11 protein-coding genes are annotated in these 18,555 nt (G+C 45.4%); all 11 read right to left on the bottom strand.

Going from position 1 to position 18,555, the window contains the following annotated elements; translation table 11 throughout:
- Positions 1-61: 61 nt before the first annotated feature.
- Positions 62-952 (bottom strand): DUF5688 family protein, encoded by an 891-nt coding sequence (locus BO18_RS11980; protein ID WP_034446446.1) that lies wholly within the window; start codon positions 950-952, stop codon positions 62-64.
- 145 nt (positions 953-1,097) lie between these two features.
- Positions 1,098-1,655 carry an elongation factor P gene (gene efp, locus BO18_RS11975; RefSeq protein WP_034446445.1) on the bottom strand — a complete coding sequence of 186 codons (558 nt, stop codon included), beginning with the start codon at positions 1,653-1,655 and terminating at the stop codon, positions 1,098-1,100.
- 111 nt (positions 1,656-1,766) lie between these two features.
- Positions 1,767-2,198 carry a type II 3-dehydroquinate dehydratase gene (locus tag BO18_RS11970; protein WP_034446442.1) on the bottom strand — a complete coding sequence of 144 codons (432 nt, stop codon included), beginning with the start codon at positions 2,196-2,198 and terminating at the stop codon, positions 1,767-1,769.
- 21 nt (positions 2,199-2,219) lie between these two features.
- Positions 2,220-2,702, bottom strand: a complete 483-nt coding sequence (locus BO18_RS11965; RefSeq protein ID WP_051688684.1) for a DUF1961 family protein — start codon at positions 2,700-2,702, stop codon at positions 2,220-2,222.
- 7 nt (positions 2,703-2,709) lie between these two features.
- The gene (gene carB / locus BO18_RS11960) at positions 2,710-5,985 is read right to left on the bottom strand and encodes a carbamoyl-phosphate synthase large subunit (protein WP_034446440.1); all 3,276 of its coding nucleotides are present in this window, start codon (positions 5,983-5,985) and stop codon (positions 2,710-2,712) included.
- 146 nt (positions 5,986-6,131) lie between these two features.
- The gene (locus tag BO18_RS11955; RefSeq protein ID WP_034446438.1) at positions 6,132-7,337 is read right to left on the bottom strand and encodes a carbamoyl phosphate synthase small subunit; all 1,206 of its coding nucleotides are present in this window, start codon (positions 7,335-7,337) and stop codon (positions 6,132-6,134) included.
- 246 nt (positions 7,338-7,583) lie between these two features.
- Positions 7,584-11,390 (bottom strand): phosphoribosylformylglycinamidine synthase, encoded by a 3,807-nt coding sequence (locus BO18_RS11950; RefSeq protein ID WP_034446437.1) that lies wholly within the window; start codon positions 11,388-11,390, stop codon positions 7,584-7,586.
- Positions 11,391-11,467: 77 nt separating this feature from the next.
- Positions 11,468-12,064: a TetR/AcrR family transcriptional regulator gene (locus tag BO18_RS11945; protein ID WP_034446436.1), complete on the bottom strand. Its 597-nt coding sequence runs from the start codon at positions 12,062-12,064 to the stop codon at positions 11,468-11,470.
- A gap of 59 nt (positions 12,065-12,123) precedes the next feature.
- Complete coding sequence (locus tag BO18_RS11940) at positions 12,124-12,609, bottom strand: hypothetical protein (protein ID WP_051688683.1); 486 nt, start codon at positions 12,607-12,609, stop codon at positions 12,124-12,126.
- A gap of 92 nt (positions 12,610-12,701) precedes the next feature.
- Positions 12,702-15,899 (bottom strand): DegV family protein, encoded by a 3,198-nt coding sequence (locus tag BO18_RS11935; RefSeq protein WP_051688682.1) that lies wholly within the window; start codon positions 15,897-15,899, stop codon positions 12,702-12,704.
- Positions 15,896-17,950, bottom strand: a complete 2,055-nt coding sequence (locus tag BO18_RS11930) for a hybrid sensor histidine kinase/response regulator (protein WP_034446434.1) — start codon at positions 17,948-17,950, stop codon at positions 15,896-15,898. The genes BO18_RS11935 and BO18_RS11930 overlap by 4 nt, the downstream gene beginning before the upstream one ends.
- Positions 17,951-18,555: the final 605 nt, after the last annotated feature.

Genomic DNA, 18,555 nt, shown 5'->3' with positions numbered 1-18,555 from the left:
ATTGTGATTTAATAAATAAAATTAACTACATTCCATATTATACCACAATTCTGTGCTCAATTTATTCTTTCACGATAATGAGTCTGTCGCTGTCCCTGTCGTATCTGTAGAGATTGTCACTAAGGAAATCCGTCTTTGAAACTGTTGAACGGTTTACCTCCCTGATCATCATCTTTATGAAGGATGTGTCCATAGGAAGTCCAGCCTCCGGGATGATGATACACTCATGGATAGATGAAGGGATAACGTAAAGATCGCATTCATGGTCATCCGCAATTTCCTTCAGGGCTCCGGGGTAAAAGATGGTCGCTGCACCAAGATCTCCGCAGGAGTTACTCATAACATAGATCCCGCAAAGCTCCTCTACATCTACATTTCCTCCGGTCATTCTCTCAAGGAATTCAGGGAGTCCCTTCACCTTTAAGGGCATGAGTTTTACAGCATTCTCTGCCACATTCTCCCAAAGCTCCTCCTCACTGATCTCCCATTCCTTCAGATGGCTTTTTGTTATCATAATTGAACCATTGCCTATCTGTGGGTTCTTGTAAAAACAAAGAGGCACAAGAGCCAGATCCATAACACGCTTTATTGGCACCTCCTTTAGTTTTTCCTTATTTCTCTTATAGTTCACCACCTTGTAAAAGAGCTTTTCCGATACCTTGGAAAAATCGAAGAAAAAGTCGATATCCATTCCCGTCCCCGGAATACTGTGCTTAAAAATATTCACCACATCATCAACCAGGCCCATAAGGAGTTTTCCCCTGTTATACTCCTCAAACATGCCATCAATGTATATGGTTGGCGCTACACTCTTCTCCTTTTCCCTTATGGTCAGGGCGTGATATACAACACCGTTGTTCTTTAATACATCTGAATAATCTATGCTGTAGTCTTCCCCCAGCTTATCCTTTACTTCTCTTGCAATAATCTGTCCAAATTCTTTAATTTCCATATTTGTTTTCTCCTCTTTTCTTTTAAATAAGTTTTGTAAAAATGCGCAAAAAAAGACAATAGAACTTCCCGTAAAGGGATTTCCTATTGTCTTACTATAATTTTATGATTGTGTTATACCGTGTCAGATATGGTTACGTATAAGATCAAACTCTTGAGAGGTACTCACCTGTTCTTGTATCAATCTTGATAACGTCTCCCTCGTTAACGAAGAGAGGAACTGCTACGTTAGCACCTGTCTCAACTGTAGCAGGCTTTGTAGCACCAGTAGCTGTGTCGCCCTTGAAACCAGGCTCTGTCTCTGTGATTGTAAGCTCAACGAACATAGGTGGCTCAACTGCGAATACGTTGCCGTTGTAAGACATTACCTTACAAACCTCGTTCTCCTTTACAAACTTAAGAGAATCGCCGATCTGATCTGATGTAAGACCGATCTGCTCATAAGTCTCTGAATCCATGAAGTTGAAGATATCTCCATCCTGATAGAGATACTGCATATCCTTCTTGTCAATTCTTGCTGCAGGGAACTTCTCAGTAGGACGGAAAGTAGTCTCCTTAACACCGCCATTGATGATATCCTTGAGCTTAGTTCTTACGAAAGCTGCGCCCTTACCAGGCTTAACATGCTGAAATTCAATAATCTGACATACGTTGCCATCGATCTCGATGGTTACACCATTTCTGAAATCACTTGCAGAAATCATAAATAATCCTCCTAAATTACATTACATCAAACAACCTAAGATAGTATAAACGATACTTAAATCTTTTTCAACTGTTTTTTATAAATAGGAGTCTTCCAGAGCTTTTGGAGATCATTTACCACGGATGAAATCCATGGCCTCAAGATAGCCCTCAAAACCGTGACCATAAATCTGCTTGTCACATGCAGGGGCTGTAACAGAAACTTTTCTGAAGTCCTCTCTGGACTGGATATCTGAAATATGAACCTCGATCTTCACGATGTTCTCAAGGCTCTTTAATGCATCATGGATGGCATAACTGTAGTGAGTATAAGCACCGGGATTGATAACAATCCCTTCCGTCCCATCGCTATATGCCTCCTGAAGCCTGTCTATAATATCTCCCTCATGGTTGGACTGAAAAACCTCAACCTTATCCCCATGAAAGGCAGCATTCTCTTTTATCATCTCGCACAGACTCTCATAATCCTGATTACCGTATATAGCTTTCTCTCTGATCCCAAGGAAGTTTAAGTTTGGACCGTTTATAACTAAAATCTGCATTTTTGTCTCCTTTTATGTCCGTTAAATCCAGGTAATACGAAGATTTCTGTACTGTGCCTTTAAAGTAGATGATTGGCGGATCCCCAGTGTCCCTCCTGTAAGGTAGTCACCGTATTTCAGCCCGTCATCGCTAAAATACAGCACCTCCAGGTCATCGATAAAGAACACCACATCCTTAGCTTTTTTCAAAATAGTCATGTGATACCAGGAAGGGTTATCCGAAATATCAGGTAGGGGATCAGCCCCGGTGGCAACTATGTTACCACCAGGATCCTTAATGAGATGGCACAGATGAAACCTTTTCTGCTCATCATCTTCTCTCCTGAAGTACAGAACATGGAAGGCATTCTCATCCTTTTGTGAAAAAGTCAGAGCTGCGCTTCCTGTTCCATTCACCGGCATAAAATCCCACTCTATCTTCACATCTGAAGGGAGAGCCTTGGGGCACCAGTATTCATTGTCCTTTAGTGCAATCTCAGGGCTCTCAAATATCACTTTTGACATTAGTTACTCACACCTTTGCGATATCAATAAGCTCAAGGCTTTCCTCTGAGCTGGCAGTCTCAAGACTGGTTACAAGAGCTCTTGCTGTATCAAGGGCTGTGATAACGTTAACACCGGTCTCGATGGCTGTTCTTCTGATTAAAAATCCATCACGGCTCTTGTCACGACCCTGGGTAGGTGTATCGATTACAAGATCGATCCTGTGACCAAGGATAAGGTCGATGACTGTAGGTGACTCCTGGCTGATACGATTTATCTTTCTTGCCTTCACACCATTGTCGTTGAGGGTATCGGCAGTTGATCTTGTGGCGTAAATGATGTAGCCAAGCTTCTCGTAGCGTCTTGCTATCTCAATGACTTCACCCTTGTCGGAATCCTTAACGGTGATGATCATCTGTTTGTGCTTAGGAAGGTTCACGCCGGCTCCAAGGAAGGCTTTATAGAGGGCCTCGTTAAAGCTCTTGCTGATTCCAAGACACTCACCGGTACTCTTCATCTCAGGTCCAAGGCTGATCTCAGCTCCCCTGATCTTCTCAAAGGAGAATACAGGCATCTTGATGGCAACATAGTCTGCCTCAGGCTGAAGTCCCGGAGTATAACCGAGGTCTTTAAGCTTCTTGCCAAGCATTACCTGGGCTGCAAGGTCAACGATCGGAATACCTGTAACCTTACTGATATAAGGCACGGTTCTTGAGGATCTTGGGTTAGCCTCAATAATGTATACCTCATCTCCAACTGCGATGAACTGGATGTTGATAAGGCCGATTACGTGCAGGGCCTTTGCCAGGCGCTTTGTATATTCTGCGATAGTGTCTTTTACCTTCTGTGAAAGAGACTGGGCAGGATAAACTGAGATGGAGTCTCCAGAGTGGATTCCAGACCTCTCGATATGTTCCATGATTCCGGGGATAACAATGTCCTCGCCGTCGCATACAGCATCAACCTCTGTCTCAATTCCCTGAAGGTACTTATCTACAAGGATAGGATGATCCTGAGCATATCTGTTGATGATGTTCATGAACTCCTCGATCTCATCATCGGAAAGAGCTATCTGCATTCCCTGACCACCAAGAACGTAGGAAGGACGCACAAGTACAGGGTATCCAAGGCGGTTAGCAACTTCCTTTGCCTCTTCGGCAGTGTAAACTGTAGCACCCTGGGCACGCTTGATCTGGGTCTCTTCCAGAATCCTGTCAAAGATCTCTCTGTCTTCAGCAGCATCAACGTCCTCTGCCTTGGTTCCGTAGATCTTAACTCCCATTTCCATAAGGTCCTGAGTGAGCTTGATGGCTGTCTGTCCACCGAACTGAACAACTGCTCCGTCAGGCTTTTCCAGGCGCACAATGTTCTCCACATCCTCGGGAGTCAGCGGCTCAAAGTAGAGCTTATCTGCAATGTCGAAGTCCGTGCTGACAGTCTCCGGGTTGTTGTTTACAATAATGGTCTCAAAACCAGCCTTCTTGAAGGCCCAGGTAGCATGAACTGAGCAGTAGTCAAACTCAATTCCCTGACCGATTCTGATAGGACCTGAACCAAGAACCAGGATCTTCTTTTTCTCTCCGGCAAAAGAGCTGTCGGCTGTAGCTGCTTCGTCCTCTGAATCGGGGCCGTTATAAACTGAGTAGTAGTAAGGCGTCTGAGCCGCAAACTCAGCTGCACAGGTGTCAACGATCTTGTAGCTGGCCTGGATATTATAGAAGGCCCTTAGCTCTTTTAACACCTTGGTTGTAAACCTGGTGAAGCGGCTGATCACGGAGTCAGGGAACTCAAGGCGCTTAGCTTCAAGCATAGTCTCGAAGCTGATGCACTTCTTGGCATCCTCCAAGGTTCCATACTTTCCTTCACGGTTCTTTTCTCCGGCGCGAAGGAGTTTAAGCTCCATCTTTACCAGGGTATGGAGCTTATCTATAAACCAAAGGTCGATCATGGTGATGTCGTGGATCTCATCATGGCTCATACCGCGGCGAAGTGCCTCAGCAATGACCCAGATTCTCTGGTCATCTACAATCTTAAGACGCTCTTTTAACTCATCGTCATCAAGCTCTGAGAAGTCGTAGCTTGTGAGGCAGTCCACATGCTGCTCCAGTGAGCGGATTGCCTTCATCATTGCACCCTCAAAATTGGTGCAGATACTCATAACCTCACCAGTTGCCTTCATCTGGGTTGTAAGGGTTCTCTTGGCGGTTATGAACTTGTCGAACGGAAGCCTTGGGAACTTAACTACACAGTAGTCAAGGGCAGGCTCAAAGCTTGCATAGGTCTTTCCTGTAATGGCGTTCTTGATCTCATCAAGGGTGTAGCCCAGGGCGATCTTGGCAGCAACCTTTGCGATAGGGTATCCTGTTGCCTTACTTGCAAGGGCTGAGGAACGGCTTACTCTTGGATTAACCTCGATTACGCAGTATTCAAAGCTTGTGGGATGAAGGGCAAACTGAACGTTACAGCCACCGGTGATCTTAAGCTCATCGATGATATTCAGAGCTGCACTTCTAAGCATCTGATATTCCTTATCTCCAAGGGTCTGGGAAGGTGCCACAACGATGGAGTCTCCGGTATGAACACCTACAGGATCGATGTTCTCCATGTTGCAGACTGTGATGCAGTTTCCTGCGCTGTCACGCATTACCTCGTACTCGATCTCTTTCCAGCCGGAGATGCAACGCTCTACAAGAACTTCGTTGGCTCTTGAAAGTCTGAGACCGTTCTTTAAGATCTCCTCGCACTCAGTCTGGTTGTGGGCAATTCCGCCGCCGGATCCACCCAAAGTGAAGGCAGGGCGAAGAACAACCGGGTATCCGATCTGTCTTGCGAAAGCCACGCCATCCTCTACGTTGTGAACAACCAGGGAAGCTGCACAGGGCTCTCCGATCTTCTCCATGGTATCCTTGAATTCCTGGCGGTCCTCAGCCTTTCTGATGGTCTCAGCTGTGGTTCCAAGAAGCTTTACTCCATGTGCTTTAAGGAAGCCGGATTCATCCAGCTCCATTCCAAGATTCAGTCCCGCCTGACCTCCAAGGGTTGGCAGGATTGAGTCGGGCTTTTCTTTTTCAATGATCTGCTCAAGGACCTTTACAGTGAGGGGTTCAATGTAGACCTCATCTGCGATATCCTTATCTGTCATGATGGTAGCAGGGTTGGAGTTGACCAGTACTACCTCTATGTCCTCTTCTTTAAGGGATCTGCAAGCCTGGGTTCCGGCGTAGTCAAACTCTGCCGCCTGTCCAATTACAATAGGTCCGGAACCGATGACCAGTACTTTTTTAACGTCTTGATTCTTTGGCATATGTATATCCTTCCTTTACTCCGACATGCCGCCGACTCGGAATTGCTCCGCAATCCCTCGTTGTCGCGGCGTTCGCCGTATGTTCATCGCAAACCAAGAAATATCGTGCAAGCACATATTTCTTGGTTCACTTCTTCACGCATGTCTCACTTTGACGCGCACATCATCTCAATAAATCTATCAAACAGGTAGCTTGAATCCTGGGGACCTGGGCAGGCTTCCGGATGGAACTGAACTGTGAAGATGTTCTTGCCCACGTACTTAAGCCCTTCGTTGGTGCCATCATTTACATTAATAAATGCAGGCTCAGCAACTTTGCTATCAAGCTTTTCTGTATCCACTACATAGCCGTGGTTCTGGGAGGAGATGTAAACTCGTCCGTTTGAAAGATCCTTAACCGGGTGGTTTCCTCCTCTGTGTCCATATTTAAGCTTGTAGGTATCAGCTCCTGTTGCCAGTGCCATAAGCTGGTGTCCAAGGCAGATGGCAAAAATCGGCACATCTGAAGCGTAGAGCTTTTTGATCTCCTCAATTACCCCGGTGCATTCCTTTGGATCTCCAGGGCCATTGGATAACATGATGCCATCAGGGTTGCTATTAAGTATCTCCTCAGCAGTTGTGTTGTATGGGTAAACTGTAACATCACACCCTCTTGCTGCCAGGGAATCAGCAATGTTCTTCTTGGCTCCCACATCAAGGAGGGCAACCTTAAGTCCTTTGCCATTTAAGTTTCTTACAATAGAAGGTCTCTTTTCCCTCTTGGAAAGGTCGCCCTTGAGGCTGGCCTCATAGTTCTCTTTGTTAAAAGAGCTGCTGCCTGAAATAGGGCCGTTCTCAGCAAGGTCAGCTGCTCCCTTTATCTCATACTTCTCTGTACAGGAAACCTTGCTCACTACATCTCCCGTTGTATAAGCTGATAGCCTTCCCTTCACATCCTCATATCGGAGGTTTTCATTGGTAGTGATAATGCCGTTCATGGTTCCTTTTTCACGAAGGATCCTTACAAGCTTTCTTGTATCAATCCCCTCAATGCCCGGAGTCTCATACTTCTCCAAAAACTCCTGCAGCGACATATCACATCTGAAATTTGACGGAACCTTCGCCAGTTCTCTCACGATCACCGCATCCGGCCAAATTCTCTCCGACTCCATATCCTCCAGGCACACGCCATAGTTACCTATAAGCGGATAAGTCATGCACACCGCCTGTCCAGCATAGGAAGGGTCGGTAAAGACTTCCGTGTAACCAGCCATAGATGTGTTGAACACTATTTCGCTGACTACTTCCTTGTCAAAGCCGATGTGTTTCCCTTCGAACCTTGTTCCATCCTCTAGTATCAAGAATGCTTTCATCTAAAACCTCCAACTAAATCTAAATGTATCCTGTGTATACGCTCGGTCGGGTGCCTCGGAAATTTGCACGCGTGTCTCGGCGCGCTGAGCACTCCACTGAGCCCTGAGCATCAATCACTCGTGTGGGACACTCCTGATTGGTAGGTCTCAGCTCCATAGCGCACCACAATCGCCCCTTATGCAAAATTTCCGAGGCGCCCACCCGAGCTTACTGCACTGAAGCAATTCACGCTTGAGTTGCACGTATTACTTGAAATACTGTACTCCGGATTCGAAGATCTGCAGATCCTGTTCTCCGAAGATGTTGACAGCAACACCGTCGCCACGGCGCTCTGAGTGAGCCATCTTGCCGAGGCATCGACCATCAGGTGAAAGGATACCTTCTACGGCGCGGTAGGAGCCGTTGATGTTCCACTCGTCGTCCATGGTTACGTTTCCATCGAGGTCGCAGTACTGAGTTGCAATTTGACCTTTAGCGAAGAGGTCATCAAGGACCTCAGATGGAGCAACAAATCTTCCTTCACCATGAGAAGCTGGATTTGTGTAGACGCCACCCAGAGTTGCTCCTGAAAGCCAAGGTGAATTGTTTGAAACCACCTTGATGTAAGCCATCTTTGAAATGTGGCGTCCAATAGTATTAAAGGTCAGTGTAGGTGACTTTTCAGTCTGACCTGTTACCTTTCCGTTAGGTACAAGTCCAAGCTTTATCATAGCCTGGAAACCGTTACAGATTCCAAGACACAGTCCGTCTCTATTATTGAGAAGGGCTTCAACAGCCTCTTTTATCTCCTCATTCTGGAAGGCTGTTGCGAAGAACTTAGCACTTCCGTCAGGCTCATCACCTGCTGAGAATCCGCCAGGGAACATGATTATCTGGGCATCTGAAATTGCCTTCTTAAACTCTGCAACTGACTCTACGATGTCCTTTGCATCCCTGTTTCTAAAGATCCTTATATTAACATCAGCACCTGCTCTTCTGAAGGCCTCTGCAGAGTCATACTCGCAGTTGCTGCCAGGGAATACAGGAATGAATACTGTAGGCTTTGCAACTTTATTCTTGCATACGTAGATACTGTCAGCCTTGAAGAGCTCAGACTTAACCGCTGTCTTCTCCTCTGAAACTGTTGAAGGGAATACCTTTTCAAGCTTGCCCTTCCAAGAGGAAAGAGCCTCATCCAGTGTGATGGTCTCTCCAGCCACCTCGAAGGCAGCCTTGTCTGTAACTTCACCTATGAGTCTTGAACCAGACACATTAAGTACATCTGAAAGCGCATCAGCAGGAACCTCTGCTACGATGTCAGCAATGTCATTCCTGAACAGCTCTTTTGCATCAAGAGAAGCATCAATCTTAACACCAAGGCCGTTACCAAATGCCATCTTACTTACTGCAGCTGCGATTCCGTAAGAATCCTCTGCGTATGCGGAAACGATCTTTCCTGCTGCCATAAGCTCTTTTATCTTGCCGTAGAGCTCCATAACCTTCTCGTAATCAGGAAGGTCGAAGGCGTCCTTAGCGATCTTGAACTGAACCAGCTTGTTTCCTGCCTTCTTAAGCTCAGGTGTGATAACATCTGAAAGCTTAGCCACATCTACTGCGAAGGAAACCAGTGTAGGTGGAACGTTTATCTCATTGAAGGATCCGGACATGGAGTCCTTACCGCCGATTGATGCGATGCCGAACTTCATCTGAGCCTCGTAGGCACCAAGAAGTGCTGTGAAAGGCTGGCTCCAGCGCTGTGGATCCTCTGTCATTCTCTTGAAGTACTCCTGGAAGGTGAAGTGGAGCTTTCTGTAATCACCGCCACTTGCCACGATCCTTGCCACGGACTCTGTTACAGCAAAAGCTGCGCCGTGGTATGGGCTCCAACTTGAAAGGAATGGATCAAAGCCGTAGCTCATCATTGTTACTGTATCTGTCTTTCCTGCAAGAACAGGAAGCTTAGCGATCATTGTCTGGGTCTCTGTAAGCTGGTACTTACCGCCGTAAGGCATAAGAACTGAGCCGGCACCGATGGAGGAATCGAACATCTCCACAAGACCCTTCTGTGAGCACACATTAAGGTCCTTCATCTCCTCGATCCATGCTGCCTTTACATCTCCTGCTTCAAGAGCCTTTGCAGCGCCTTCGCAGGCTGTCTGCTCTAAATAATTATCCTTCTTTGAAGGGATCTCAACCTTAACTGATGTCTCCTGGTGAGCTCCGTTTGTATCAAGGAAAGCTCTTTTAATATTGACGATCTTCTTGCCTCTCCAGTTAAGTACAAGTCTTGGATCCTCGGTAACTACTGCAACCTTAACAGCTTCAAGGTTCTCCTCATCTGCAAAGGAAAGGAACTTGTCAACGTCCTTAGGAGCTACAACAACTGCCATTCTCTCCTGGGACTCAGAGATTGCAAGCTCTGTTCCGTCAAGACCTGCGTATTTCTTGGGTACAAGATCAAGGTTGATATCAAGACCGGGAGCCAGCTCGCCGATTGCTACTGAAACTCCGCCGGCACCAAAGTCGTTACACTTCTTAATAAGTTCGCTTACCTCAGGGCGTCTGAAGAGCCTCTGGAGCTTACGCTCTGTAGGAGCATTACCCTTCTGAACCTCTGCTCCGCAGCTTGTAAGAGACTTGGAATCATGAGCCTTTGAGGAACCTGTTGCTCCGCCACAGCCGTCACGTCCTGTTCTTCCGCCAAGGAGAATGATGATGTCTCCCGGATCAGCGCTTTCTCTTATTACGTGCTCCTGTGGAGCAGCGCCCATAACTGCACCGATCTCCATACGCTTAGCAACGTATCCCGGATGATAAACCTCTTTTACATAACCGGTTGCAAGACCGATCTGATTTCCATAAGATGAGTAGCCGGCTGCAGCTCCGCGAACCAGCTTCTTCTGGGAAAGCTTACCCTTCATGGTGTCAGCTACAGGAACTGTAGGATCTGCAGCTCCTGTTACACGCATAGCCTGATATACATAGCCTCTTCCTGAAAGAGGATCTCTTATTGCTCCTCCAAGGCAGGTAGCAGCGCCACCGAAAGGCTCGATCTCTGTAGGATGGTTGTGGGTCTCGTTCTTGAAGAACACAAGCCAGTTCTCTGTTGTCTTGCCTTTGCCATAATCCACCTCAACAGGAACCACAACTGTGCAGGCGTTGTTCTCCTCAGACTCTTCCATATCTGTGAGCTTACCGTCTGCCTTGAGCTTCTTCATACCCATAAGGGCAATATCCATAAGAGAAATGAACTTCTCTTTCTTCTTATCTTCAGTCTTGTAAAGGGCATCCCTTGATGCAAGGTAATCCTTGTAGGCATCCTCGATGGGCTTTCTGTAATCACCGTCCTCGAACTCAACGCTCTTAAGCTCTGTACCAAAGGTGGTATGACGACAGTGATCAGACCAGTAGGTATCAAGAACCCTGATCTCAGTCATTGTAGGATCACGGTGCTCATCCCCAGCAAAGTACTCCTGGATCCACTTAAAATCATTAAAAGTCATGGCAAGGCCAAGAGAGTCATAGAGTGTCTTAAGGCTCTTTTCATCCATGTCCTTGAAACCATTAAAGACCTTTACATCTTCCGGCTCATCATAATTCATGGAAAGTGTCTCGGGCTTCTCTTCAGCAGCGATCCTTGAATCCACAGGGTTCATGGTGTAGTTCTGGATTTTTAAAAGCTCATCCTCTGTGACATTTCCAATAAGCATATAGGTAACGGCAGTCCTGATGATAGGCTGCTCATCGCCCTTTATAAAGCGCACGCACTGCTCTGCAGAATCAGCTCTCTGGTCGAACTGTCCGGGTAAAGCTTCTATACTGAACACCTTTGCATTTTCAGGAACTTCGATCTGCTCCCTGTAAAGGATATCAACAGGGGGCTCTGAAAATACAGTCCCAACAGCCTTTTCAAAAACTTCGTCAGATACATTTTCAACATCATATCTGATGAAGATCCTTACCTTCTCAACGCTCTTAATTCCAAGATAACCTGATATCTCAGCCTTTAGCTCTTTTGCCTTTCCAGCAAAGGGTGCCTTCTTTTCAACGAAGATTCTTCTTACTGCGCTCATAACTCTCTCCTCTTCTAATGATTTATATTTTGAAAAAAGTGCTTAGGATTTATTCTTAAGCACTTTTTATTTAACGATTAATTATTTAATTCATCCGGGACTAATCCCTCTAATACATACATAAGCTCTTTATCGATAGCTTCTTCGGTAACGCCAATAGTTTTGGAAGTGATCTTGAGACCTTCCACCACGTACATAAGATTGCGAGCACAGCCTAAAGGGTTCTCACAATAAAACTCATCGTTCTCGACGCCATTTTCTATAAGCTTTTCAACAATACGAACTGCTGTATCAAACTGATTCTTAAGGGGATTATTCTTTGAAGCTGCCTTGTGGAGCGAAAAATACTCATAGGTGGCAACTGTAAGATTGTTCTTCTTCCGAAGGATTTCCTTCTTCTGTTCCTTCAGGAAAAGAGCTAACATATCACCGGCAGTTGCGTCACCGGAAAGAGCAGCTACTACTGCCTCTTCATCGTCCTCTGATGTATCATCAGCAAGGACCGCTAAAAACAATTCTTCAGTACTGGAAAAATAGAGATAAAGACCCCCACGACTTATCTCGCAGGCATCTACCACATCCTTCATGGTCACATTCTTGAAGCCTTTTTCTGCAAATACAGCTCTTGCCTTCTCAAGAATGTACTTTTTCTTCTGGACTGATTTCTCTCCCAAACTAAAAACTCCTCCACCTTTTATTCCAAAATTATAAGGAAGTTACGCTCTCAGCAAGCTTATGCCAGCGGTCTTGAACTTTCCTGACCCCAAAATCTAACAAGATCATCCATTTTCTTGACCACGTTGTAGAGCACTCCGTTGCGGACTCCCTCTGCCCAAACGCTGCCCTTGGTCATACCTGAAAGGATGTAGTTTGAAAGGATCCCTGCCAGGTCATCCATATCGGTGATCTGGGCATCCTGAATGAACAAAAGCTCATCCTTAGGTGAATTCAAATGGTTTCTGGAATAAACATAGACATAGTTACGATCTAAAAGATTAGTGGTCTGCGCAGCCTTAACAAAGGACAGCAGATTTGAATCATAAACCGGAAATGGAATTGATTTAAGATCATTGCTGCTATAGCGCTGAGCCACCTCATTGCTGGCATTGTCCTTCAGCCAATTCAGGTAAGGTGTTATCTTAGAAAGCTCCGGACGATATCTGGAAACGATGTCCTCAACACTGTTCTCATTGACACTTCCGTCATTTTCAATACCCATTAGAACCCGCACCTTTCCTGGCTTTGCGCCATTCAACAAATTGTTTTCAAGAAAAAAATCCGGTCATAACTCCAAAACATTATAGCAAGTACTTAAGAAAAAGTACAGAGTTTTTCCTTGTAGCTTCTATACAGTTCAAGGAGCCTTTCTGTATTGTCTTTTATGTAGTCAAGATTCTCTTCTTTCCCTGCCATCTCAAGGCTTTCTGCCAGCTCCGAAAGCTCTTTTGCCCCAATCATCTTGGATGTACTCTTAAGGGCATGCACCTTGATGACATAAAAAGAAATATCTCCTCTATTATATGCATCCTGAATCTCATCTGCCTTTGCATCTATCTTTTCATAGAAGGCATTCAGGAACTTCTTAAGGGCAGCTTCATCTCCGCAATACTTAAGACCGTCTTCAACATTGATACCTTCTATATCATATAGTCCCTTGGAAGCCTGCGCTTTTGCAGCCCCCACATCTGGGGCTGTTGAAGTCCCTTTCTTCTTTCTGGAAGAAGCATTTAAATCTGATTCATTGGGCTCCTCTGCTACTCTTAGAGGCTCCACATCACTTTCCTCCTTTTCGTCAAAGAAAGATCCCAGACCATAGTTCTTTTCACCCTTAATAAGATACTGAAGGCCAAAAGAGCCTTCTCCGCAATTGGCTGCTACGCCGGCAGAGGTGCGCTGGAAAACGATGTGTTCAAAAGGAACTTTCTTTTTGATCCACTCCTCTATGCACAAGAGGTCTTCTTCATCCATTCCCACATAAGGCACGATAAGAAGGGATCTGTCAGGTGTCAAAGTTCCTTTGAAAGCATGGTTGATATATTTCTCGTAACACTTTTTTGTGTTACCGAAGATAAGCCCGCCTACTACAAGCTTGTTATCCTTCATTCTAAGCACCGGATGGAGCCAGAGTGTTGAAAGAATGCTGTTGATGGCAGGATTCAGTTTTCCCTGTCTTGTTATGGTTTCTGTGCTCTTAGTCACAAAGCTGCAGTTCAGCCTCTTTTTAGCGTCTTCAAGTTCAGCTACTATCTTATCAGGAGACAGGCTCTGTCCTGCAAGGTTCACTGCCATGAGCACCAACATTCCATAAGCGCTGGAAAGTGTCTCTGAATCTACGACCGAAACATTTCCAAAGCTCTTTGACGCCTTGAGAGCCCTGTCATACTCTTCGCTGTTTTCGCTGGATAAAGTAATGTAGATAAGGTGATGCGCCTTCTCAAGTTCCTTTGCAAAGAACTGCACAAAGGCATCCTCAGTAGGAGCCTCTGTCCTGACGCTCTTACTCTTATCCTTCATATACCTGACCAGTTCCTCCGAACCGATATCAACGTTGTCCTCAAAGACACCTTTATCAGTAAATACCCTACTGGGAATGATGCTGATGCCAAGCTTTTCAGTCAGCTTTGAAGGCAGGTCACTTGTACTGTTAGCCGCAATGGCCACAGGTCTTTTCTTGAAATATCTGCTTCCGGTATTTCTGGGCGAATCTGTCATTTCCAGTTCTGCGCTGCCAATCACCTTTTCCTTTGGAAGATGCAAAAGAAGCATATCCTCCAATTCACGTCCCGAAACAGGCTTAGTAAGATAGCCGTCAAAACCGGTTCTGTTATATAGCTCAACTACTTCACTGCCGGCATTAGCAGTAAAGGCAATGATGGGTACATCCAGGTTCATTCCGCCCTTTTGATTCCGGATCTTTTCATAACATTCCACGCCGTCCATTTCAGGCATCAGATGATCCATAAGGATAACATCATAGCGATTACGAAGAGTAAGAAGCAGAGCCTCCCTTCCTGAAGCTGCCTGATCCACCGTCATATCAGTCCCCTCAAGAAGCTTCCTTTCCACCTCACGGTTCATCTCGTTATCATCTACGATAAGTATTCGGGCACTGGGAGCTGTAAAGTCGTGCTCAAATCTCTCAGCCGCTGAAATCTGGCCAAGGCTTGAAACGTTGAAGTTTCCTATTGGATTTTGAGAAGATATTCCCTGCCTCAAAGAAACCTCAAAAGCTGTTCCCTTAGAATAAACGCTGTTAACTTTGATCTGGCCATCCATGAGTTCAACAAGCTGTTTTACTATGGAAAGGCCAAGTCCTGTTCCTTCTATGTAACGGTTCTTTTCCTCCTCCTCACGCCTGAAGGTCTCAAAAAGATGTGGCAGGGCCTCAGCCTTTATGCCCATTCCAGTGTCGGCAATGCTTATGTTCAAAAGAGCATCTCCGCTCTCAAGATACTCACATTCCATATGAAGAGAAACAGATCCCTCATTTGTATACTTGACAGCATTATTAAGCAGGTTTATCAGTACCTGCTTGATCCTGACCTCATCACCATATAAAGTTGCCGGAACATTGGGGTCTATATCAACATTGAACTGCAGACCCTTTTTCTCGGCCTTGAGCCAGATAATATTGACGATTTCGGAAAGAAGCGCAGCAACACTGTAGTCCCCGGGAACGATCTCCATCTTCCCCGCCTCGATCTTACCCACATCAAGGATGTCATTTATAAGGGATAAAAGAAGCTTTCCTGCCCCCTGGATGTTCATGGCATCCTTTCGGATTTCATCCGAAGCATCCTGCTGGCGAAGAATGATCTCATTAAAGCCAAGAACTGTAGTGATAGGAGTTCTGATCTCATGGCTCATGCTTGAAAAGAAGCGGCTCTGGGCCTTATTCATGGCTTCCAGCTCCTTTGTCTTTTCATTTGATAATCTAACCTCTCTCTGGTATAGCCTTGCCTGGAAGACTGTTACCACTGCCAGAACGAAGGACACTATTATCAGAGCCACATAACTGTCAAAGTAGCTTCCCCACCTGTCAAATTTCAGCACATAATCCGGATAATAGTAGGAAAAAATCCAGCACCCCAGAAGGATAATGGCACCAAGGATACATAGCACTCTCCTTATCCACCCATCAAGTATCAGTACCATATAGTAACCACCCAGTAGAAGCCAGATGGGAGTTCCACCAAACACTCCGCCGTTAGTAAAAAACATGACAGGAAGGAATACCAGCGCTATTATCACAGCCAGAATTATCCTGGCCTGCTTGATCTTTTTTCTTTTGTAAACATACAATACATAAAAACTAAAGAACACCGCTCCAAAAAGCGTGGAAAGGGTGGAGATCAGGGGTTCATGCATAATAAGTCCACAGGGAACTGCCGCATAAAGGGCCAGGATCATGGAAATGGAAAAGACCATAAAGGATCTGTCGGCAATGTTTATGCTTGAATCATTAAGGAAGGTAAATAACTGCTTTTGGTATCGTACCAGGAAATTCATGCTTCATCCCTCCCTTCGTAGCGTATCATGGCCTTTGGCATAACACGCTTCATAACATGCTCAAAATCAGCAAGGTCTATGGGCTTGGCAATAAATCCATCAAAGCCCTCCTTGATGAACATTTCCCTTGAGCTGCTAAGGGCATTGGCAGTCAGTGCAATTATAATAGGGTTGTGCTGGGATCTAGCTGCTATTCTCCTGATGATTCTCATAGCATCAACACCGTCCATTTCAGGCATCATATGATCCATGAAGATAACATCAATATTTGCGCCATCGTTTTCGAATTTAGTGATAGCTTCCTTTCCGCTCTCAGCGCTGTCAACTATCATTCCATATTTCTTGAACAGGCCTTCAGCAACCATGATGTTCATAGGTTCATCGTCAACAACAAGGGCTCTGACTCCCGCAAAGCTAAGCCTCTTGTCGCTTTCTGCCAGATCTTCCTTAAGGGCAGTTCCATTGATAATCTTTACAATAGGCAGAGCATAAAGAGGTATTGGTACTGATATTACTTTACTGCCCGGTGTAGCCTCAAAGCCCGGAGTCACAGCTACCACTACCTTATAGTCGTTTAATGACAGCGCATCCAGCGCGTCCTTGTCAGCTTCATATTCCTCCTGTCCGGTGAAGATAACGGATATTGAAGTATCGTCCAGAACCTGTTCCAGTTCAATTTTATCACTGGCGTTATAAAGCTTTCTCTTAAGTCCTGTAGCAAGGTTTACTGCCATGGAGCGCATGAAATCTCTGACTTCAGGAACTTTGTAGTTCTCAAGCCTGAAATAAAGTACATATGAATCATTTGCGTCATCACTGATGGACAGGCATGGTGTTGGATCGATCACAGTCTGGGGAATAGCTATCCTTACCTTTGTACCACTACCGCTGTCACTGTTAATCATCACAAAACCGCCCATCTTATGGACAATTCCATAAACAATGGGAAGGCCTATACCGATACCTCCGGTGCTTCTGTTGCGCTTCTTGTTGGCCTGGTAAAGGCCCTTAGATATCCTGGACATATCCTCTCTTGACATGCCAATTCCGGTATCAGTCACTTCGATAATAAGGTTTACACCATAGTCCTGAGGCGTAGTGAACACTTTGACGTACACTCCGCCTTCATTTGTAAATTTAAAAGCATTATCTATGATATGTCTGAAAACCTTGTGGAGCTTTTTGAAATCACCATACAGAATTGACGGGATCTGAGGATCAATATCCACTACCAGTTCCAGATCACTGTTCAAATAGATAGCATTGTAGCTGGTAACTACATCATTAATAAGTGAGGAAGTCATGTAGTTCTCCTCATCAAGAACTATCTCTCCGCGCATGATCTCAGTATAGTCCTGGATATCTTCGATCTGATGGGCAAGCCTTAAACCTGCCTCCTGAATTGATGCAAATTCCTTGCTGTTATGGTTCTTTTGCATAATAGCGGTCATTCCGCTAATGACATTTATTGGAGTACGAAGTTCGTGAGAAATATTAGAAAGGAAGTCCTCCATGTCACGATCGTTGGCATTTACTGCCTCCATCCATTTCTCTTTTCCTATTCTTTCATTAATTCTGTTATGAACTCCGATGCGAGCAATGAAGTAAAAGATCAGGATTATAAGAAGCTGAAAAGCTGCATATATTATAGAAAAAGGGTTGAAAACAGCGGTCCCGTTTTTGACTGTAATGTAGGTCTGGGCCAGCATCACAAGTGGATATTCAAGCAACCCAAGATCCAGCAGGATCAAACGATCCGCCAGCGCGACAGTTGATAAGAAAAGGGCAAAAGATAGCGTCAGTTCTACATGACCGATCTCATGGATATCATGATAAAAAAGCACAAAAGCAGAATACACAAAACAAAGCGTGATCCTGAGGTCACGATCAAGTTTCTGAAATATATGAAGCCACCAGAGCACTACAGCGCCGGCAAATATCATCCAGGGCACCCAAAATTCCCAGCCCTCCAGGATGTTATGTAACAAGCAGGCTACAGCTGCCAGTGTTGCAATGGAAAACATCAAGCGTTCGCTTTTGATACCGTCCATTTTACCCTCCGAAGAAACGTATAACATTACGATGCAATGGCCAATATGATGATATGACCTTTTCCCCTATCATAATATTATCAAATTACCGTTTTCCACGCCACTTTTTGTCAATTGTTACCATTCACGGTTTGGGGAAGCGATGCCCACAGGGAAGGGGAGAGTCTGGGAAAGCTTCCCGCAACAAAAAAACCAAAATCTTCCCGGACCGGCTCGCTGGAATTCATGGTCGTAAGTCTTAGCACCTTCCATCCTACGGACCGACGGCTCATTGGCTTTTGAAGCTGCTTGTTTTCATTTCCGAGTCCTCCAAATAGCAAACGCCAGTTTCTTAGCATTCCAATGCAGTTTTTAACTCGCATGCGAGAGATGTCCGAAGCAGGGCTGTTCATATACGTATATTAAAATGGTCATGGCTCGCAAGGCGAGCACAAAGAGGGTTATGGAGCCATCTCTTCAAAGCGCGCTCGTCACCTGTAAGAGATTATAGTTTTCCAGCGCGCCTTGAGAGAGTAGCTCCATGACCCTCTTGGGTGCAATGCACCCCCATGACCATTTGAGGCATGCAACATTATAAAGCCCTGCAAGCGAGCATGCGTAATATT

It is taken from the genome of Butyrivibrio sp. AE2032 (assembly GCF_000702965.1).
Note: the sequence above shows the minus strand (reverse complement) of the source record. Positions and strands in the feature narration are given on the sequence as shown.

What these genes read in the sequence shown, in the direction of transcription:
- BO18_RS11980 (WP_034446446.1), bottom strand. Translation starts at nt 952, where the DNA reads ATGGAAATTAAAGAATTTGGACAGATTATTGCAAGAGAAGTAAAGGAT.
- efp (WP_034446445.1), bottom strand. Translation starts at nt 1,655, where the DNA reads ATGATTTCTGCAAGTGATTTCAGAAATGGTGTAACCATCGAGATCGAT.
- BO18_RS11970 (WP_034446442.1), bottom strand. Translation starts at nt 2,198, where the DNA reads ATGCAGATTTTAGTTATAAACGGTCCAAACTTAAACTTCCTTGGGATC.
- BO18_RS11965 (WP_051688684.1), bottom strand. Translation starts at nt 2,702, where the DNA reads ATGTCAAAAGTGATATTTGAGAGCCCTGAGATTGCACTAAAGGACAAT.
- carB (WP_034446440.1), bottom strand. Translation starts at nt 5,985, where the DNA reads ATGCCAAAGAATCAAGACGTTAAAAAAGTACTGGTCATCGGTTCCGGA.
- BO18_RS11955 (WP_034446438.1), bottom strand. Translation starts at nt 7,337, where the DNA reads ATGAAAGCATTCTTGATACTAGAGGATGGAACAAGGTTCGAAGGGAAA.
- BO18_RS11950 (WP_034446437.1), bottom strand. Translation starts at nt 11,390, where the DNA reads ATGAGCGCAGTAAGAAGAATCTTCGTTGAAAAGAAGGCACCCTTTGCT.
- BO18_RS11940 (WP_051688683.1), bottom strand. Translation starts at nt 12,609, where the DNA reads ATGGGTATTGAAAATGACGGAAGTGTCAATGAGAACAGTGTTGAGGAC.
- BO18_RS11935 (WP_051688682.1), bottom strand. Translation starts at nt 15,899, where the DNA reads ATGAATTTCCTGGTACGATACCAAAAGCAGTTATTTACCTTCCTTAAT.
- BO18_RS11930 (WP_034446434.1), bottom strand. Translation starts at nt 17,950, where the DNA reads ATGGACGGTATCAAAAGCGAACGCTTGATGTTTTCCATTGCAACACTG.